This window comes from Glutamicibacter sp. NPDC087344 (assembly GCF_044744225.1).
Taxonomy (GTDB): Bacteria; Actinomycetota; Actinomycetes; order Actinomycetales; family Micrococcaceae; genus Glutamicibacter.
This window is the reverse complement of the sequence record NZ_JBIUXY010000002.1, coordinates 292,120-310,325: the sequence shown is the minus strand read 5'-3', so window position 1 is coordinate 310,325 and position 18,206 is coordinate 292,120. Positions and strand designations below refer to the sequence as shown.

20 protein-coding genes are annotated in these 18,206 nt (G+C 59.4%); 4 read left to right on the top strand and 16 right to left on the bottom strand.

Translation table 11 applies throughout. The annotated features are described in order from the left end of the window. Positions 1-58 precede the first annotated feature (58 nt). From ACIOWL_RS04400 to ACIOWL_RS04390, 3 genes are all read right to left on the bottom strand, one after another. Positions 59-247 (bottom strand): CsbD family protein, encoded by a 189-nt coding sequence (locus tag ACIOWL_RS04400; RefSeq protein WP_400382068.1) that lies wholly within the window; start codon positions 245-247, stop codon positions 59-61. 226 nt (positions 248-473) lie between these two features. Further along, entirely contained in the window at positions 474-1,619 is a 1,146-nt protein-coding gene (locus ACIOWL_RS04395) for a hypothetical protein (RefSeq protein WP_400382066.1), read from the bottom strand. Between the two features lie 85 nt (positions 1,620-1,704). Beyond that, complete coding sequence (locus ACIOWL_RS04390; RefSeq protein WP_400382064.1) at positions 1,705-2,448, bottom strand: sulfite exporter TauE/SafE family protein; 744 nt, start codon at positions 2,446-2,448, stop codon at positions 1,705-1,707. Positions 2,449-2,806: 358 nt separating this feature from the next. Here ACIOWL_RS04390 and ACIOWL_RS04385 point away from each other — a divergent pair, with 358 nt between their 5' ends. Further along, entirely contained in the window at positions 2,807-3,982 is a 1,176-nt protein-coding gene (locus tag ACIOWL_RS04385) for an FAD-dependent oxidoreductase (RefSeq protein WP_400382062.1), read from the top strand. Positions 3,983-4,036: 54 nt separating this feature from the next. Here ACIOWL_RS04385 and ACIOWL_RS04380 read toward each other — a convergent pair whose 3' ends face one another. The 3 genes from ACIOWL_RS04380 to ACIOWL_RS04370 are packed head-to-tail and all read right to left on the bottom strand — an operon-like array spanning position 4,037 to position 7,581. Continuing rightward, positions 4,037-5,557, bottom strand: a complete 1,521-nt coding sequence (locus tag ACIOWL_RS04380; RefSeq protein ID WP_400382060.1) for an APC family permease — start codon at positions 5,555-5,557, stop codon at positions 4,037-4,039. Between the two features lie 31 nt (positions 5,558-5,588). Continuing rightward, on the bottom strand, positions 5,589-6,611 hold the full coding sequence (locus tag ACIOWL_RS04375; RefSeq protein WP_400382058.1) for an agmatine/peptidylarginine deiminase: 1,023 nt from the start codon (positions 6,609-6,611) through the stop codon (positions 5,589-5,591). Continuing rightward, positions 6,604-7,581 carry a nitrilase-related carbon-nitrogen hydrolase gene (locus tag ACIOWL_RS04370; protein ID WP_400382056.1) on the bottom strand — a complete coding sequence of 326 codons (978 nt, stop codon included), beginning with the start codon at positions 7,579-7,581 and terminating at the stop codon, positions 6,604-6,606. Before ACIOWL_RS04370 ends, ACIOWL_RS04375 begins: the two co-directional genes overlap by 8 nt. A 144-nt stretch (positions 7,582-7,725) precedes the next feature. On the opposite strand from ACIOWL_RS04370, the gene ACIOWL_RS04365 reads away from it, so the two are divergent. Further along, complete coding sequence (locus ACIOWL_RS04365; RefSeq protein WP_400382054.1) at positions 7,726-8,331, top strand: TetR/AcrR family transcriptional regulator C-terminal domain-containing protein; 606 nt, start codon at positions 7,726-7,728, stop codon at positions 8,329-8,331. On the opposite strand, the gene ACIOWL_RS04360 is transcribed toward ACIOWL_RS04365, so the two are convergent. From ACIOWL_RS04360 to glsA, 7 genes are all read right to left on the bottom strand, one after another. Beyond that, positions 8,328-9,455 carry a signal peptidase I gene (locus ACIOWL_RS04360; protein ID WP_400382052.1) on the bottom strand — a complete coding sequence of 376 codons (1,128 nt, stop codon included), beginning with the start codon at positions 9,453-9,455 and terminating at the stop codon, positions 8,328-8,330. The two genes, ACIOWL_RS04365 and ACIOWL_RS04360, sit on opposite strands and share 4 nt — an antisense overlap. A gap of 1 nt (position 9,456) precedes the next feature. Continuing rightward, on the bottom strand, positions 9,457-10,032 hold the full coding sequence (locus ACIOWL_RS04355) for a hypothetical protein (RefSeq protein WP_400382051.1): 576 nt from the start codon (positions 10,030-10,032) through the stop codon (positions 9,457-9,459). Further along, positions 10,029-10,673, bottom strand: a complete 645-nt coding sequence (locus ACIOWL_RS04350; RefSeq protein ID WP_400382050.1) for a hypothetical protein — start codon at positions 10,671-10,673, stop codon at positions 10,029-10,031. Before ACIOWL_RS04350 ends, ACIOWL_RS04355 begins: the two co-directional genes overlap by 4 nt. Beyond that, positions 10,670-11,239, bottom strand: coding sequence for a signal peptidase I (locus tag ACIOWL_RS04345; RefSeq protein WP_400382048.1), 570 nt, complete (start codon positions 11,237-11,239; stop codon positions 10,670-10,672). The genes ACIOWL_RS04350 and ACIOWL_RS04345 overlap by 4 nt, the downstream gene beginning before the upstream one ends. Then, positions 11,236-11,826 (bottom strand): hypothetical protein, encoded by a 591-nt coding sequence (locus ACIOWL_RS04340; protein ID WP_400382046.1) that lies wholly within the window; start codon positions 11,824-11,826, stop codon positions 11,236-11,238. Before ACIOWL_RS04340 ends, ACIOWL_RS04345 begins: the two co-directional genes overlap by 4 nt. Before the next feature lie 28 nt (positions 11,827-11,854). Then, positions 11,855-12,403, bottom strand: a complete 549-nt coding sequence (locus ACIOWL_RS04335) for an alternate-type signal peptide domain-containing protein (RefSeq protein ID WP_400382044.1) — start codon at positions 12,401-12,403, stop codon at positions 11,855-11,857. A gap of 327 nt (positions 12,404-12,730) precedes the next feature. Then, complete coding sequence (gene glsA / locus ACIOWL_RS04330) at positions 12,731-13,756, bottom strand: glutaminase A (protein ID WP_400382043.1); 1,026 nt, start codon at positions 13,754-13,756, stop codon at positions 12,731-12,733. Between the two features lie 244 nt (positions 13,757-14,000). On the opposite strand from glsA, the gene ACIOWL_RS04325 reads away from it, so the two are divergent. Further along, the gene (locus tag ACIOWL_RS04325) at positions 14,001-14,423 is read left to right on the top strand and encodes an acyl-CoA thioesterase (RefSeq protein WP_400382041.1); all 423 of its coding nucleotides are present in this window, start codon (positions 14,001-14,003) and stop codon (positions 14,421-14,423) included. 209 nt (positions 14,424-14,632) lie between these two features. Here ACIOWL_RS04325 and ACIOWL_RS04320 read toward each other — a convergent pair whose 3' ends face one another. Beyond that, positions 14,633-14,920: a hypothetical protein gene (locus ACIOWL_RS04320; protein WP_400382039.1), complete on the bottom strand. Its 288-nt coding sequence runs from the start codon at positions 14,918-14,920 to the stop codon at positions 14,633-14,635. A 283-nt stretch (positions 14,921-15,203) separates the two neighbouring features. On the opposite strand from ACIOWL_RS04320, the gene ACIOWL_RS04315 reads away from it, so the two are divergent. Beyond that, entirely contained in the window at positions 15,204-15,629 is a 426-nt protein-coding gene (locus ACIOWL_RS04315) for a VOC family protein (RefSeq protein ID WP_400382037.1), read from the top strand. A 21-nt stretch (positions 15,630-15,650) separates the two neighbouring features. On the opposite strand, the gene ACIOWL_RS04310 is transcribed toward ACIOWL_RS04315, so the two are convergent. Together ACIOWL_RS04310 and ACIOWL_RS04305 are read right to left on the bottom strand one after the other, a co-directional pair. Beyond that, complete coding sequence (locus ACIOWL_RS04310; protein WP_400382035.1) at positions 15,651-16,472, bottom strand: SGNH/GDSL hydrolase family protein; 822 nt, start codon at positions 16,470-16,472, stop codon at positions 15,651-15,653. A gap of 83 nt (positions 16,473-16,555) precedes the next feature. Continuing rightward, positions 16,556-18,094 carry a hypothetical protein gene (locus tag ACIOWL_RS04305; protein WP_400382033.1) on the bottom strand — a complete coding sequence of 513 codons (1,539 nt, stop codon included), beginning with the start codon at positions 18,092-18,094 and terminating at the stop codon, positions 16,556-16,558. Positions 18,095-18,206: the final 112 nt, after the last annotated feature.

Sequence of the window (18,206 nt, the reverse complement as noted above, 5' to 3'; positions counted from 1 at the left end):
CGCAAAAAACCGGCCAGCGGCCCACCCCCTGGGGTGGAACCACTGACCGGATGAGATTTTATTTGTTGTCAGTTGCGTCTTTGAGTGCGTCCTTGGCTTTTTCGCCGGCCTGCTTGGCGTTGGCAGCAACCTGGTCCTTCACACCTTCAGCCTGAAGCGACCTATCGTTTGTCGCCTTACCAACGGCCTCCTTGGCCTTGCCAACAACTTCTTCCGACTTATTCTGAATCTTGTCTCCCAGACCCATTCTTGCCTCCTAAGTTATTCGGTTAAAACGACACCACCGACGCTACCGAGAACTCGGTGCCACCGTTGGAATGTTCAACAACTCCCAGAGAACGTCGAGGGTTTTTGCCGTAGGCTTCAGGGTTCAACATCAACTTTCACGAACCCGGCTACACTTATCGCTGGCAAGCCATAAGCAGCTTTTGCCGGTGGCGACCGGGAGCAACCCTAGGCGAGAAAAAGCTGGATCAAGAGACTGGTTTTTCAGTTGAGTGATGAGTGTTTCCATTAGCGCGCCGGGCACCGGCACCATGGGTGCTTCGCGGCTCCTGCCGGTCGCGGATCATCGCAGCGGTAGTGCGGATGAACACCGAAATCCAGGTGAACAGGATTGCCACTGCGGTCAGTTCGAATCCGGTGAGGTTGTAATAGGACCACGAATCCCACAACAAGAACGCCACCCACAAGGCACCGACCGCAGACAGCGACATGAGGTGGAACACCGCTGGGTAGCCCGGCAAGAGCAGCATGGTGCCCAGCAGCAAAATGATCATGGCTGCCGACGCAAGCTGCACAAAGGCCGAGTGCACCTCGAGCGAAAGGTTCATAGGCACACAGCCCACACCGATGATGCCCACCGAGACCGCAACCAGGCACCACCGAACAATCCGCGGGCGCGGGCGCAGCTTGCGGAAAACCGCATACCGCTCCAGGCTCGGACGGCAACGGTAGGTCTGCGAAAGCACCACCAGGTCTCGGGTCAGGAACTCGGTGAAGGCGATGAGCACCAGACCGGAAATGATCATGGTGGTGTTGAAGGTCCAGAACGATCCCATCCCGGATTGAGCGGTCCCGAGGCGTGAGAACATGCCTTGCCACCACCCCTGATCTTCGGCGAGCAGCATGCTGATCAGCACACCCGCAGCCATGTAGATCCCCAAAACCACGGAGAGATTCTCCGCGCTGGTTCGCGCCGTGGCGACCAACGCCAGGTACGCGCTAAGACCGGTAATTCCGGCAACTGCCAGCGCCCCGGCCAACACATCTAGTTGCAGGCCCACGAACGCTTGCTGGAACAGGTGGGTGGCCACCAAAATCATCATGACCGTGCTGGCCGCATGGACCAGTACCAATCCCGCGGCAGCCACATACTGCCGCCACGCTGGGATATGGCGAAGCCACGGTTCGCGTTGACGCAATAGGCTTCGAAAGGCATAGGCGCTGGAGAGCCCAGCCGACACTCCGCCGGTCACCGAGGCCACAGAGCCCACCGAGATTCCGCCGAGCAGGGCCGGATGTTCCCCGGCGAAGATGATCAGGCCGGTGGTCAGCCCGAAAAGTGCACAGAACAACCCGGACCACAGCGCGTTACGTTCAATTTCGAGTTCGGTCACACGTTTAGGATTCGATGGCGTGGGAAAGTTCAGTGGCACGATATGTATTCTTTCACGAACATTTCACGTCAAAGGTGCCAGCCGCTTAGATCAGTTCCATGATTCCGTTGATCATAAGTCCCACCGCGCCGCTCAAGGCCACCAGCACCACAAAGGCCCGGCTGATTTTCTCCGGGATCTTGGGGGCAAGGAAGTTGCCCAAAATGATCCCCAACACCATGGCCACCAGGCAGGCGGTCCACTGGGTCCAGGCCAAATGGGGCACACCGCCCTTGGCGATCAATGAGGAGGTTGCCAGCACCAGGAAATACAGCTGAACTGACACCGCGAACTTCGCCTGCGGCCAGCGGCTAGCCACCGCGTATCCTGCGATCGCCGGCCCGGAGACGCCAGCGGTGACCGACATAAATCCGGACACTGCCCCGGCGCCAATGGCCAGTGCCGGGCTTTGCGCCGCGGGCAGGTCGCGGATGAGGAAGCTTGCACCCAGCGCAAGGATCACCATCACCGCGATCCCGATAGACAGCCAGGGACCACCAAGCATAGAGGCTACCCAGGCTCCGGGGAATGTCATGATGACCGCTGGGATCAACAGCAGCGCAACCTTTTTGTATTCAACCTGCCGGAATACCTGGGCGAAGATCAACAGACTGCTGCACCCGCCAAGCAAGTTCACCAGCATGATCCCCTCGAAAGGCCCAAGCACGATCACCAGAAAAGGAGAGGAAACCAACGCAAAACCCATTCCGGAAATACGTTGGGTTGAAGCTCCGACAAATATGGCGGCCGCCAAGGCGATCAATGCAGAGAGCTGTACCGTCTGCTCCACTGGCTCTCCGTTCGTTTAGGTACCGTGCGCAGCCTGGTTCCGGTGCCTTGCCGCGCATCCTTCCGGATGCCGAGTGATCCGGTGATGGTGTTCACGCGACGCGGGCTTCGGGGAACAAGCCGCGGAACTGACACTACCTGCCCTCGACGCACAGCAGTAAACCAGCGCCCGCGGTGTGTTACCGCGAGGGTGCAATCAAATCCGTTCACCGTGCTCCACTGGATACAATTAGGCTCAAGAGCAGCGGTGCCAACACCGCGATCCCACCGACGATCTGAGGACCGCGCGACCGGTCATTCCCACCGGTCTTCGCCCGTCCAGCACTACATGCATGAGGAGAATTACCATTCGAAATCACGTGAGCACCGATGTTGATTTCTTGGTTGTCGGAGGCGGCGCCATGGGCTCGGCCACAACCATGTCCCTGGCAGGCCTCGGACACCAAGTTCTCCTGCTGGAACGTTTTGCTCCAGGGCATCATGAGGGTGCCTCCCATGGCACCACCCGCAACTTCAACCCTGCCTACGCCGATCCCGCCTACGTGTCGCTTCTTTCGCGCGCTACCGAGCTCTGGGAAAAAATCTCCCTTGCCGGCAACGTGCAGCTGCTGAACCAGACCGGTCTGGTCAACCACGGCGACGTCGCCGGCCAGCGCCAAGTTCATGCAGCATTGAGCGCGGCGGGAATCAGCAGCGAGCTGCTGACGACAGCCGACGCGGGTACACGTTTTGCCGGGATGCGGTTTGAGACCGAAGCGCTGCACATCCCCAGCGGCGGCCAGCTCAATGCCGACCTTTCGGTCGCAACCATGCAACGTCTGGCGACCGAAGCGGGAGCCGAGATCCGCCACCAGCACCGGGTGCTGGAGATCCAGGTCGTCTCCGATGACCTGGTCAAGGTCACGGTGGACGACGGCCAACGCGTCAGCATACTCACCGCACGCCACCTGATCCTCACCGCCGGGGCGTGGACCCACGCGTTGCTGGGTGCGGGCGCGAAGATTCCGAAGATCCACGTGACCGAGGAGCATCCGGTGCACTTTGCACCGCGTGGTTCGGATGCCTTCTGGCCCGGTTTCAACCACACCCTCGCCCCGGGACTCCACCAGGGTTTGCGGATCTTCTCCCCGATCTACGGGATGCACACCCCCGGTGAGGGGATCAAGGTGGGTTGGCACGGTACCGGTGCACTCATCGATCCGGATCATCGTCCGCATCTGGCCATCGACGAGCAGCTCAGCGCCTTGCAGGACTACGCACGCAGCTGGCTCCCCGGAACCGATCCAGAAAGTTTTGAACCGGTATCGTGCACGTATTCAAACACCGAAGACGAGCACTTTATCCTCGACCGTTTGGGCCCGGTGACCGTAGGGGCCGGATTCAGCGGCCACGGGTTCAAGTTCGTGCCGGCGATCGGCGAGCATCTGGCCCAGCTGGCCACCGGACAGGCCTCCGCGATCGCGCGCTTCAGCGCTTCCCGGACCATCACCACGCCCCTCTTCCTTGAGCGCAGGGCCAAGGCCCCAAAAAAATAGTCTGTTCAGGCCAAGAGCCCGACCCGCGCAGCGGGCCGGGCTCTTGCTTGATGCCTAAGGCTTTTCTTGTTTGAGATACCGTGTTTCCGGCCTTGATTCGTAAAAGGCCGCGCGGCGGGTGCGGGCACCGATCAGGAACAACGCTCCGAGGAGCAAAATGCCCACCCCGACCACAAACACCAGCCCCATGCCGGCCACATGCGTTCCGGACCCGTAATCAGGATCCAGCGAGTCGACGGTGGTCTGCACAAACACCGCAAGCAACGCGATCCCGCCGAGCAGCGGAGCTAGACCGCGGATCACAAAGTTCCGGGCCGAAGCGAAAAGCGTGTGGCGGAAGAACCAGACGCAGGCGAAAGCGGTGATGCCGTAGTAAAAACAGATCATCATGCCCAAGGCCAGGATGGTGTCGTTCAAAACGTTGGTGGAGACAAAACGCATCATGGCGTAAAAACCCGTGGATACCACCGCGGCCACAATCGTGGCGAAGGCCGGAGTCCCGAACTTCGGGTGGATGCGGGTGAACGCGTCGGGCAGCGCTCCGTGGTGTCCCATGGCCAGCATGGAGCGTGCCGGGGAAATCATGGTTGACTGCAAGGACGCGGCGCAGGATGCCAGGGTGGCCAGCGAGAGCAGAATGGCGGCTGGGCCCATCACCGGTCCGGCCAACGCGGCAAACACATTGCCGATATTCTCCGGATTAGCCAGACCCAGCCCGGAGTCCCCCACCCCGGCGAACACCGTGGCTGCCACGGAGGTGAGCAGGTAGATGGCCAACACGATCACCGCGGTGAAACCAGCTGCCAGGCCCGAGGTGCGTTCGCCGTTTTTGGTTTCTTCGTTCATGCTCAAACACACGTCCCAGCCCCAGAAGGCGAAGATGGACAGGCTCAACCCGACCGCCATGGCGGAGAATGAGTCGATGCCCATGGGGTTGAACCACTCGGCGGAAAACTGCACCGCGGGAGCGGCCTTGTCCAACGCGGCGATGGTGAACCAGAGCAATACCAGCACTTGGAATCCCACCAGCAGGTACTGCACCAGGGACGCGGCGTGCAGCCCCCGCACCGAAATCCAGGTGGCGGCCAGCATGAACACCAGGCAGGTGGACACGTTGACCCACGGGTTGGAGGCCAGCTGCGCCAGCTGTTCCTGGCCGGTGGCTTGGGCGAGGAACAGATAAAAGAAATCCACCGCGACACCGGCCAGGTTGGAGAGCACAATGATATTCGCCGCCAGCATCCCCCAGCCACCCATCCATCCGGCACGCGGGCCGAAGGCTTTCCAGACCCAGGTGAAGGTGGTGCCGTTATCCGGCATGGCTCGGTTCAGCTCGCGGTAGCCCAGGGCGACCAAAAACATGGGGATGAACCCGATGATAAAAATTGCCGGCAGGTGGGTGCCCACCGCCTCGGCCGTCGGGCCAAGGGTGCTGGCCACCACGTAGCTCGGTGCAATGGTGGATACACCAATCACGATGGCCGTGAACAAACCGATCTGGCCCGCGGTCAGGCCCTTGCCGGTTTCGGTCACCGGGCTGGTGCTCAGCCGGCTCGGTTTCGAATTATCATTCATCACACAAGATCCTTGGGTCAGGTCGGGTTGTTTAGCGCTGGGGAACCTGCTGGGTAATGCAGTGGATTCCGCCGCCGCGGGCAAACAGTTCGGTGGCATCCACCGAGACCACCTCGCGGCCGGGGTAGGCCTGGGCCAGGATCTGCGCGGCCTGTGCATCGTTCTCATCATCAAAGGCGCAGGCAATCACCGCGCCGTTGGTGACCAGGTGGTTGATGTAGGAATAATCCACCCAGCCCTCCTCGTCTTTCAGCGTTGCGGGCGCTGGAACCGGGATCAGGCGCAGCTTGCGCCCCTTGGCATCGGTCGCCTGCTCCAGGATGCTGCGCACCTCGGCGGAGATTACATGATCCGGGTGCTCCGGGTTTTGCTGGTCGTGGTAGAGCACCACACCTGGTTGGGCGAAACAGGCAACAATGTCCACGTGACCGCGGGTTCCGAATTCTTCATTGTCGCGGGTCAAACCGCGCTCCAGCCAAATAACCTGCTGCACCCCGAGCTGCCGGGCGAATTCTTGTTCAATGTCGGCTTCCACTGCGTGCGGATTGCGGTCCGGATCCAGCTGCACGCTGCGGGTCGCCAGCATGGTGCCCTCGCCATCCACGTGGATGCCGCCGCCCTCGGTGGTAATGGACGACTGAAGCCGGGTCACGTTTTCCAGCTGCGCCACGTGGGCCGCGATGTTGCTGTCGTTGCCCCAGGACGCCCACGACTGGGCACCCCACCCGTTGAAGTTCCAATCAACGGCGGCGAGGTTTCCGTCGGCATCACGCACAAAGGTGGGGCCGATATCCCGCATCCAGGCATCATCCAGGGCCGCAAATTCGTAGCTGACAGTCTCACCCAGGTGCCGGCGCGCATCGGCTTCCGCCTGCGGGTCTACCACCATGGTCACCGGGGTGAAGCGGGCAACCGCCTTGGCCACGGCGGCCCAGGTCTCCCGGGCGGCTTCGGCTTCTTCCTCGGTTTCTCCCAGCGTATAACCGCCGGAGGGGAAGGCCATGTAGATACGTTCGTGTGCTGCGGTTTCGGCGGGCATCAGAAACTTAGACATGGGTGCGGCCCTGTTCTCCCAGACCAGAATCGGCGCGCGCTTCGGTCAGCGCGCCGTAGGTTTCCGGACGGCGGGTGCGCAGGAACGGGAAGAGCGTCAGCCAGTCCCGGCGGGCATCCAGATCCAACGTGGCCACCAGCACCGCCGATTCATCACGCCCGGCCCGCACCAAGATGCGTCCATAGGGGTCCGAGATGAAGGAGGAGCCGTAGAAGGTCAAGGCTCCTTCATCACCCCAACGGTTGGGCACCACCATAAACAGGCCGTTGGAGATCCCGTTTCCAATGATGGTTTGACGCCACAGCGGCTCGGTATCGAATTCCGGGTGGTCCGGCTCGGAACCAATGGCCGTCGGGTAGGCCACCAGATCCGCTCCGGCCAGCGAGTAGATACGCGGCGGTTCGCTGAACCATTCGTCCCAGCAGGTAGGCAGACCCATGGCCAACCCGTTGAGCCCTTCGAGGCGGTGCACCGGGTAGGGGTCCTGCGTCGGCCCTTCACGGAAGTACTTGTCTTCGTAGTATCCGGCCGTGCGCGGGATGTGGAGTTTGTTCGTCAACGCCACGATCTCACCAACAGGTGAGACCACCACCGCGGTGTTCAGCCCCAAACCGTCGGCGGCAGGAGCCTTGCGGAACAGGGAGATATGCACATGCAGGTTATAGCGTGCGGCCATTTGACGGGCAAAACTTACCGTGGGGCCCTGCTCCAGGTCCTCTGCGCTTTCATCCGCGGCCTGGGGATTGGGCACCTCAAAAGCCGGGTATTTGCTCAACGTGAGTTCGGGAAGATACACAATTTTGGCCCCGTGCGAGGCAGCCCGGCGAATGCCGTCCTCCAGTTCGTCGCGCAGGTCCTGCGGGTCGGCGTGCCAGCGGTGCTGGACCAACGCGACGGTCAGTTCACCGCGATCGGCTGCGTCGACTCGTGCCGGCGAGGTCGGCGGAGTCAGGGCGAGTATTTCCTTCATGGTCAGGCTCCCTCAATAAAACGAATATCATTCGTTTACAGGATAAGCAGTGCCGGGCGTCACACGCAAGAGGGAAAACGAATGTATTTCGTTTAAATCGGATAGGCTCGGAAGCGAACCGCCAACCAGAAAGCAGCAGACTTCATGGCTCGCCCCACAAAACCCAAACTCAGCACGGAAGCTATCGCCGTTGCCGCACTGTCACTCGTTGACGCTCAGGGCGAGTTCACGCTTCCGCAGCTGGCCAAAACCCTGAACGTGACCCCGTCGTCCTTGTACAACCACGTCTCCGGCAAAGATGAAATCATCGAGCTCATGCGTGGGAGAGCTATGGCCGCCATTTCACTGCCCTCCGGCGAAACAGAGGACTGGCAAGCTACCGTCAGGCAGATCGCCATCTCGTACTGGCAGTCCTATTCCCAGCACCCCCGGCTCATCCCGCTGTTGACCAGTCATACGGTGCGCGACCGCACCACCTTGAGGGTGTATGACGCACTGGCGGAGGCGTTCGCCCGTGCCGGATTCCCTCCCGCCGACCGGCTGCACGCCATCACCATCATCGACTCGTTTGTTTTAGGCTCCGCTATGGATGCCGCGGCGCCAAAGGTCGTGTGGGAAGCCGATGAATCATCGGGGGCCGAGTTCACAGAGGCCCTGGCCGCAGGCCTCGACGTGGAGCAACGAGCCCGGCGCTCATTTGAGATGGGACTTGAATTGATCCTGAAAGGTTTGGCGCAGACCCGGCGTTAGGCACACCGCAGGGATCTGTCCAAGCCAAGAACTGCAATATTCCCCTTGGCCGCCGGATACAGGGCCGGAACAGCCGTCCACCCGTTCTGGTACACGGCGTATACCCGGAAATTCACATCGAAGCTCGAACCCAAAAGGTTTCCTAGCAAATCAATCAACAGATATAAGAGTCCGTTGGAGCGTGAAATGTCCACGGCGTACGAGGTGGTACTCACCGGCAAGAGATCTGAAAAGCTTTCTGCGCTGTCCTTCACCTGAACGGAAATCTTGTATCCGGCCAGCGGCGCGCTCTGGGCTATCGGCGCGGTCCAGGTGAAGTCGACAATTTTGTTATTGGAACTTGCCGATCTGTTGGTGCATTGAATCGCGCGGGCCGGCTGCATCACGTCCCCCTGCGCCGTGGCCGTTGCCTGCGCGCTGGTATTGAAGGCCGCGCGGGTTGTTTCGGCCAGGGGGAACAACTGAATCGAGGCCACCGCCAGAGACAGCACCGTCACCGCCGCCAGGAGCTGCGAACCGCTGCGCCCGCGGGCGCGTTGAGCGGCCTTGGGTGGTGCATCCTTCCCAGCTTTTGGCTCCACCTTGCCGTCCGGGTCTTCATCGTTGCCGTCAACGTCGTTTTTCCGCCCGTGCCCTTGCCGCGCAAAGGCAATGTAGAGCAAATAGGCGCAGAGCAAACCACCGGCAAAATACATCCATGGTTGGGAAAGCCAGGACACCACATAACCCAACCCCGGCACGCTGAACAGCAGCTTGTCTGCTTCATCCACCGCATAGGGCTGCAGGTCTGCCACCGGATTGGCATCTCCCTTGAGGATCAAGCCTGCCTCGGTTTTTTCAACCACACGGTGGGTCACCCGCACTTCGTCGCTGGCCACCACCGAGACAATATCGCCCACACCCAGGTCCTCAACTGGCTGCGGAATCGCCAAACCCAACGATCCGGTGGGGATCTCCGGGCCCATGGAACCACTGATAAATACCAGCGGTTTGAGCCCGAAGAGAACTGCGGCAAGGGTCATCAGCAGGCACAGGGAGCCTAGCACCGCCCCGATATTCAGCGCCCACCGCTGAAGCGGGCTTTCCCGCTGCGTGCCAGAGCCGGAAGTTGTTGATGCACCCATCCTAGGAGCCCACCGTTGCGGTGAAAATCAGATCCAGTTTGGTGGTGGTTCCCTGAAGGTTGTTCGCCGCGGCAGCCGGCAACGAGTACTGCACACACAATGATTCCGAGGCATCAGCCACGAGTGTCGGGCGGGTGACCTCGGCACCGAAAGCCGCCCCAGCCGCCTTGGTCACCAGCGTCGTTCCACCAGCGCAGGTGACATTCGGAGCCGTACCGCTGAGCGTGGCACCGGTTTTCACCACGACGTTCATGGCCTTGCCCAATTCGGCACCCCCGCTTTCGGTGATGGTGCCCTTGATCGAAAACGGCATGGGCACCGTACTGGTGTTTTTGACAACCACCACCGCGGCCGCGCTGACCCCCGGGTACCAACGTACGGACGACACCGGCACGGTATAGCTTGGCGTCGTTGCGGAGGACGCCGCCGCGCCAACTCCCAAGGAGATCTGCGCCGCGGTGATATTCGAGGTCGCGGTGGCAGTTCCGCTCCAGGCAGCCAGCGTAGAAACCGCTCCCAAGCCCACCACGATCCCCAGCGACAAGATGGCTTTAACCTGTATTGATCTCCGACTCATGAGGGTTCTCCTTGCTGTGTCTGGGAGGCAGGACGTGATTTTTTGGAGCGCAGAAAGAGTATGGTTCCAACACCGAGCACTCCCCCGGCCAAGGCAAAGATCCAGCCGTCGAATCCGGTGTTTCCCAGTTCGTGGGGTGGCGCAGAGGGGTCGGCATCCGGGTCCTGCGGTGGCGCCGGCGGCGTCCCTGGCGGTGTCACGTCGCCCGTCTGAACCGCCCGGACTTCTACCGCGAGATCCCGTGTCTGGTTCTGCGAAGAGTTGCCCGCTGATTCCGGGAGCCGTACACGCAGTTGGAATGTTGATGCTTGATGCGGCTCCAACTGAGCTGACGCCTGCCCCATAACCTCGAACTGAAGCTCGGTGGACGTGTCGGAAAGCCGTGGTGTGACGCTCACCGTGATGTCATGGTCACGGTCATTTCGGATGGACAGCTCATCGGTCAGCTGGTCCCCGGGAACCAACTGGAGATGTGACTCGAATAGCGGTTGGGGTTCTGCCGAGAACTCTTCGCCGCCCACACTGAAGCTGATTCCGGATGGCTGCTCCTGGGCGGCAAAGGCACCGGGCATTCCCCACGTCAAAAATCCCATGGCAAACATGCCAAGGAACAGCACTCGCGCCGGCACCCGGGCACTCATTGGGCACCCTTGCGCCGTCGATCACGCCAAGCTCCGGCAAACATCGCCAGGGAATAAGCCAACAGGCCACCCACCGCCAGCCACGTCAACCAGGTCCTCTGGGTGGAGCTGACGGCTGAATTCAGGTATCCGAGCCAAGGCATTGAATACCAGAGTTTGCCGCGGATCTGCTCGGCAACAATTGGCTCATCGTTGGAGTTGTTGGCATCCCCGCGCAGGATGAACTCTTGCCCACCGGACAAGGACGAGCTGATTGAGACAACACGATGGGTCACGACCCCGGGCTTGCCGGATTCATACTGATAGGTCAGCACGTCACCCACCGAGATCTGCTCGGGGTGCACGGGTTTCGTGACAATCAATTCACCCGGTGGATAATTCGGACGCATGGAACCGGTCAGCACAGTATACGCGGTGCCACCACCCAGCCGCGGAATCAGTACCATCACGGCCAACAGGCAGAGCACTACAAACAGAGCCAACCAGGAAACAATCTGGCTCACCCACCACCAGGGAGTAGTTTTTTGGCTTTCACGGCGAAGCTGCGCCCGGGTTAATGTTGTCATTTCTGCTGCCCCGTAAAACTCAAGGTCACAGCCATGCTTCCGCCGGCGGCATTTTGTGTGGCCCCGGCCGGCAAACCGAGCCTGACACATAAGACGTCAGTGGACGTTGCGGACCCGGTGGAGGCAAGTTCGCGTGGGCTGGGAAACGTTGCATTTGAGTTCAAGGCCCCCGAGTACAACAACTGACCGTTGAGCGCCTGGGTGCCTTGACAGTTGACGGCAGGAATTCCAGCGTAAATGCTCACGGTCACCGCCGCAGCGAGGGCTTTGTCCTTGGCTTGAGAGGACTCGGTGCCGGTGGCGATTCCTGCCAGGCCGTAGGCCAACGGAGCGGTTCCTGCATTGGAGATGGTCAGCGGAGCCTGGATAAAGGTTCCGGGGAGCAGGGTCTGCGTCTGCAGCTCCTGAAAAACATAGTCGGAATGTGCGCTGAGCCCGTTCCCCACCTTGAGACTCAGTGTTCCGGTTTTCAGCGAACCGGCGTTGACTTCCCCTTCGGCGCGCCAAGCAGCGACCGTAGCCTGGGCACTGAGTCCCAACACAAGCACTACGGCCGCTGCCAGAGCGAACTTTAGGGGTTTTGACATACCTGCTCGTGATTCAGCCAACCGCCAGTTAACGTACCTGGTCCAGGGTCAATGTCAGCGCGTTGAGATTAATCGCCTGATCCATGGTGTCCACCGGGGTCGAGTTCGTGGTCCCCTCAGGGAAGGTCACGGTGATGGTCACCGGCACCTGGTAGGTTCCTTCGTCCGCAAAAGAAATGACGTTATCGGCCTTGGTGAGTCCCGCGGCATCGGCGTCGATGTCCAGACCCAGCTCAATCTCGTCCTGCAATAACGGTGGCAGTGCGTTGAGGGAGCCCACGGTCAGTGCACCCTGAATGTTCTTGCCCTCGGCATCGATCTGTACGGTTTGGGTGTAGGCCACAACGTCACCCGGGACAATCTGCTCGGCAGCCGGGTCAAACGGCACCCCGGCTCCACCGTCGCTGATATCGGTCCAGACTCCGTCATCGGACACGGTGAGGTTCAGGTGCCCGGTGTCGACAGTTCCTGCATCGACGGTTCTTGTCTGCTGCCACAGGGCGACGGTTCCAGCGCCGGTGACCAGCAAGATACCTGCCGCGGCTGCAGCGATGGTTGCCTTGGTTGTCTTCTTCATGGTTCAAATCCTTACGAGTTCCGAGCGCTTCCGGCGCACTTAACTTCGAGTCAATCCGGATTTCCAGGCAGGCACAACACCTACACAAGCTGCCCACAACGAACGCAGGAAAACTACCATTTCAGCTTCGCCATTCGGCCAAAATCACAAACTCGACCAAGCCATAAAATCAGCACCTGACTAGCTATTACACTTTTGCTTGAAACCAGGAGCTGAAATCGACGAGCCCCCTTAGCCAGCTGTCGAATACAAGGCAGGCAACCGGCCATGAAGATTTAGCTGATCAGCTAAGTGAATTAGCTGAATTCCACGATGTTTCCCAGCTGGCTAGCGGCCGGAGCCAGGGGCCGAGGCGAACAGGTTCAGTCCCAACGCACGCGACAAATGGCCTATTGCCAATTGGCCGCGTACCGAGTTTCCGGCCATATCCAGTCTTGGAGAAAACGCGCCGATGGCCCCCTTGCCCGGCGCCACCGCAACGATCCCTCCTGAGACTCCCGACTTTGCCGGAATCCCAATCTCAAATAGCCAATCACCTGATCGTTCATACAGTCCATTGGTCGCCAGCGTTGCCAGGGTGTCGCGGCAGACGTCCGCGCTGACTACCTGCGTGCCGGTGACCGGATTGATGCCGCCGTCTGCCAAGGTGGCTCCCATCACCGCAAGATCGTGAGCGGTCACGTTCAGCGAACACTGTTTGGTATAAACATCCACCGCCTCGTTAGGGTCCCCGTTCAGACGCCCATAACTCTTCAGCAGCCGGCCCAGAGCCTTGTTGCGTTCGTTGGCCGCTGATTCCGACTCGTACACTTCATCATCCAAAGCCAACGATCGGCCGGCAAAAGCGGACAGTCCCTCGCGGACGTTTTCCCACTTTTTGGCCGAGCTTTTTCCGGCAATCATTTCGGTGGTGGCGATGGCCCCGGCGTTGACCATCGGATTCATCGGATGCCCGTTGTTCAGTTCAACTGCCATGACGGAGTTGAAAGGCATACCGGTGTTGTTGACACCGATCTTTTCATGGACGGCTTCATGGCCATGTTCCTGCAGCACCAAGGCATAAACAAACATTTTGGAGATGGACTGGATGGAAAACTGGTGCTGGCAGTCGCCCACGGCGTGCACGGTACCGCCGACATGGGACATGGCAATGGCGAAGGTGTCCGGGTCTGCTTGGCCGAGGACCGGAATGTAGTGCGCGAGCAATCCTTCATCAACGTCGAGGTAGCGTTCATGGGCCTCCGACAGGAGTTCGTCGATACGTTGATGAGCTAGGGTGCCGGTGGACACCTGCTGGATGACGTCATCAAAATCGGTCGGAATGTTTTCATTCCGCTCCGCCGTGTATGTCATGGTCTCCTTGCAATCACGTTGATAAACACTGGACTGTGGTTTTGATCTGAGACTACCAACAGCCCAGCAGGTTGGCACTAGCCTGGCAGGGCCTGCATTGCGGTATCGGGCGTGTCGCCGGTGCTCTCCTACCGGAGCCGGGACGCTGGTCGCAATTGCTCACCGGAAGCACCCACATGTGTTTTCACCTACATTGTGCAGCAACTTACAGCGCATGGCCCCGATCTGACCTAGCATTTTGAGTATGGCTAAGGGTATTACTTTTCATACACGCAAATGGGTTCGCCCCGAAGATTTGAACGCAAACGGCACGCTGTTCGGCGGAAGCCTACTGCGCTGGATCGATGAAGAAGCGGCGATCTACTCGATCATCCAGCTCGGCAACAAGCATGTGGTCACCAAGTTCATGTCTGAAATCAACTTCATCGCTTCCGCCCGCGAAGGCGATCTGATTGAGATGGGCCTGACCGCGATCGATTTTGGACGTACGTCGATCTCCTTGCGGGCAGAGGTGCGCAACATCTTCACCCAGGAATCGATCCTGACCATCGAAAAGCTGGTGTTCGTCAACATGGGTGAAGACGGCAAACCCGCGCCCCATGGCTACGATCAGATCACTTACACCCGAGATCGTATCCCGCTGGAGATCACCAAGGCTCTCATCTAAGTTTCTAAAAAATACCCACAGCCACCGCGAGGTTGCTGTTTAACGAATCCGCCGTAGCACTAGCGCTGAAATTGCGCAGGTGCTGCGGCGTTTTCGTTTCGGTAGCCACCTGCGGGTCCTGGATCAATCCCCGGATTCTCCGGCGTCCGGTGCGTGAGATTTGCCAGCTGGAGCGCAGTGCGGTTCATCCAGATCTCGTGGCAGCTGCCTTAGAACCAAGTCGCTACGTCAATGGTGTAGTCATTTCCAATGGCATCGGTAAGCCTATCTTTTAGGACGAACGCTGCCGCTTGCTGCCGCTCAGCTTGATCTTTCGACGTCCAGCCAGCTACCGGATCGAAATTTTCAAGAAACACCCGATTCCAACCACGAAGTTCTTCCACGAGGTCGTTAGAAATCATTGGAAGGTCATCTCCTTCAATAAAGCTGTCCGAACCTGGAATTGAGATAGGTATGATGTCAGAGTACTGAGGCGTTATAACTAGTCTTTGCTTCATATCAGCTCTCCATGATGGGCAGTTAATTCGATAAGTACACCACGTCGTCGTTTCGGTTGCCACCTGCGGGACCTGGATCAATCCCCGGATTTTGCGGTGTCCGAGTTTTGCCAGATGGAGCGTCGTGCGGTTCATGCAGAGTGCTGTGCGATGCCTGCATGCCTGGCACGGTGTTTGCCCGTAACCGGAAATTTCCTCCAAAACGTTGCGTCAAGGGCCAAGGTGCGGAAGAGTACTGTGACGGAATCGTGTTTAACCCATCCAATAACGAAGAGGGCACTTTATGAGCCGGATGATTTTCGTCAACCTTCCAACCTCTGATCTGGCGCGGGCCGACAAGTTTTATGAAGCCTTGGGATTCACCAAGAACGATACGTTCTCAGATGAAAATGCGACCTCATGGATCATTGCCGAGAACATTTTGGTGATGGTGCTGCAAGAAGAGTTCTACTCAAGCTTCCTAGTCGGTGAAGACAAACCAGCGTTGGGGCCGGGACACCGAGAATGCCTCAATGCGTTGTCAGCCGACACCCGTGAAGCTGTTGACGAGTTTGTCGCCAATGCCCAGACCGGTGGCGGTGCGATCTACCGCCCCGCCGATGAGCCGTTCCCCGGCATGTATCAGGCCGCGGTCCAGGATCCAGACGGCCACGTGTGGGAAATCGCCTGGATGAGCCCCGAAGCCATGGAGAATCCAGGAACCGAGTAACCCTAGGTTCCTTGAGTATTCCTACTTCAACAGTTCCGTGGCCGCCCGTTGGCGCCTGCGGAACTGTTTTTTCATGCCTTGGGCCGGATAGATCGGTGTTTCCCAGCGTGGCTGCAGGCTGTCTCCCAAGGTGATCCCCCGCAGCCGGCGCCCAAACATCGGAAGCACCCATTGGCGCATCCATTCGATATCCCGGCGGAGTAGTTCCACCGTTCCCATTCGTTCGGTTTCTTCCAGCGGTTCAAATCTCAGCTGGTGCTTTGCTCCGAGGATTTCCAGGATTCGAATAGCCATATATCGGTGGCCGGCCCGATTCATGTGCAGCTTGTCGATATCCCACATGCGCGGGTCTCGATAGATGTCCCAGGCCCAGTAATCGATCAGGGTCACCGTATTCGGATATTTGAACGCCAGGTCCCGGACCCTGTCATTAAACTTCCAATTACGGTGCTTGAACCGGACGAGCGCGGGGTGAACCGGGATGTCAAAGCCGGTGAACAACAAGACTTGCGCCCCTGATCTGGCCAAACGATCTACCGCCAGCTCATAGCGGTCTAGGAAACGATCCATATCCTGACGCAGTTCCAGAATGTCGTTGCCTCCTGCATAAAAACTGATGAGGTCAGGATTCAGCGCGAGCGCGGTGTCGATCTGCTCGTCCATGATCCGCCCCAACCGCCGGCTGCGGATCGCGAGGTTTGCGTAGCGCCAGGTGGGATCCGCTTTGGAAAGCTGTTTGGCCACACGATCTGCCCAGCCACGGACCCCATTGGGCAATCGCGGATCCCAGTCCCCAACACCTTCGGTGAATGAATCTCCCAACGCAACAAAAAGCCGGCCCATGACAGGCAACACTAACGCGCGTGATTAACCAACACCCCAGCATTGGGGGAACACCGAGTGAACCCGGATGGACCACCCTCTGATTATTCGGTGGGGATCCGTTGATAGAGCTCTTCAAGGATCGCTTCGTGTAGCGCCTTGAGTTCATCGGTACTCAGGCTCGAAGGATCCACCAGCGCGTCCCCGTTGCCTTCTGGCAGCTCGCCGGTCTCGGCGTCGTTGGAGCAGCGCAATTTGTTCCCGGTGGCGGTGAGCAGGCAGGAGGAACCATCGGCGTTAAGCTGAACTCGGTAGTTCACGTTCTGTTTCTGGCCGATGCTCGCATGCCAGATACCTTCACCGCCGGGGACGATCTCCATGACCGTCATACCGGTGGCCCAGTCACTGAGCGAGGAGTAGTCGGCCTTGATCCGATCCGCCGTTGCCGCGTTGGACTGCCGCGGGGTAGCCAGTTGGTGCAGTGCCACCGAAGCGTCCTGCCCGGCCGTCACATGGGAGCTATCAAGCACCGCAACGTTGTCGATGGTGCGTGAGGATGCACGGGAGGTGAACGGCGAGAAAAAGCCGAATTGTTCGGTGCCGTAGCTGAGGCTGAAGTTCGAATGGCTGCCCAGATTGGTATCGTCCTCATCTTTGGGTTCATCCGAGATGCCGGTGGACTTCAAGATCCGGGTGGTCCACCAGTTTCCGTTCAGTGTTTCCAGCGACTTGTTGACTCGGCGCGATTGCGAAATGGACACCGCTGGCCCAGGAAGGTCGCCGGAGTTCACCTCCTGGCGGTACTCAAGGTCTCCGGTGCTCCCGTTGTAAAGCACCACACCAGCAGGGACGTCATGGGGTGCGAACCAGTTCACCAGTTTGGTCACCGGCACCACGATCATCGGAACCCCCTGCGAACAGTAGCCCCAGGTGTCAACGTCCTTGGCGATCAGGCCGGTATCAATCGAAGCAATGGCCCGCTTGAGGCTGTTGCCCAAAAATCCGTTGATACGTTTGTTCGCTTCCGGGGAGAAATCGCAGCGCTCGCCCTTGGCCTGGCCGGTGAGTTCAAGGCGCTGGACCAAAACCGTTTCATAGCCCGGACGCAGCCAACCCCGACGTTCGACCAGCGTGGAGTACTGGTTTTCACCGGCAAGGTATGTGGTTGCACCGATGTCTCCAACAGTGCCCGAACTATTTGACGATGCTTGGCGTTCAGCGACCAGATAGGGTGCACGTAACCCGGTCTGCGGAAGTTCCTCCTGTTCTGCGCTGACGATCTTCACGGTGTCCCGCAGGTGCGCCTGGGCATTCCAGTTGGCGACGAAGGACATGGGCAGAGCGGCAAGCGCCACCACCACACCAATGGTTGCCACAAGCCGTTTTTTGACTGCCAAACCGGTCAAGAGCGTGATCACACCCAGCACCGCCAGCGCCAGCGCGAACCCGCCACCCATAATGATTCCGGTGAACACCCGGGCGCGCGTCAGCGGATCCAACAGTGGCAAGGCGAGCAGCGCCGCGACTATGGCTAACCCAATTGCGGTGGCAGCTGGGGACACCTTGATGGGTTCCTTGCGGTGATCGCCCTTTGCGTCTTTTGCGTCTTTTTCGTCTTTTTCGTCTTTTTCGTCTTTCGGCATATTTTCATACTACTAGTCATCATCGTAATTTGACGGACAATAATGCATTTGATGTGTCTACCGACCAACGGTGTGCTGAGGAGAAAACGCGTGGTGGGCGTCTACCGTCGTG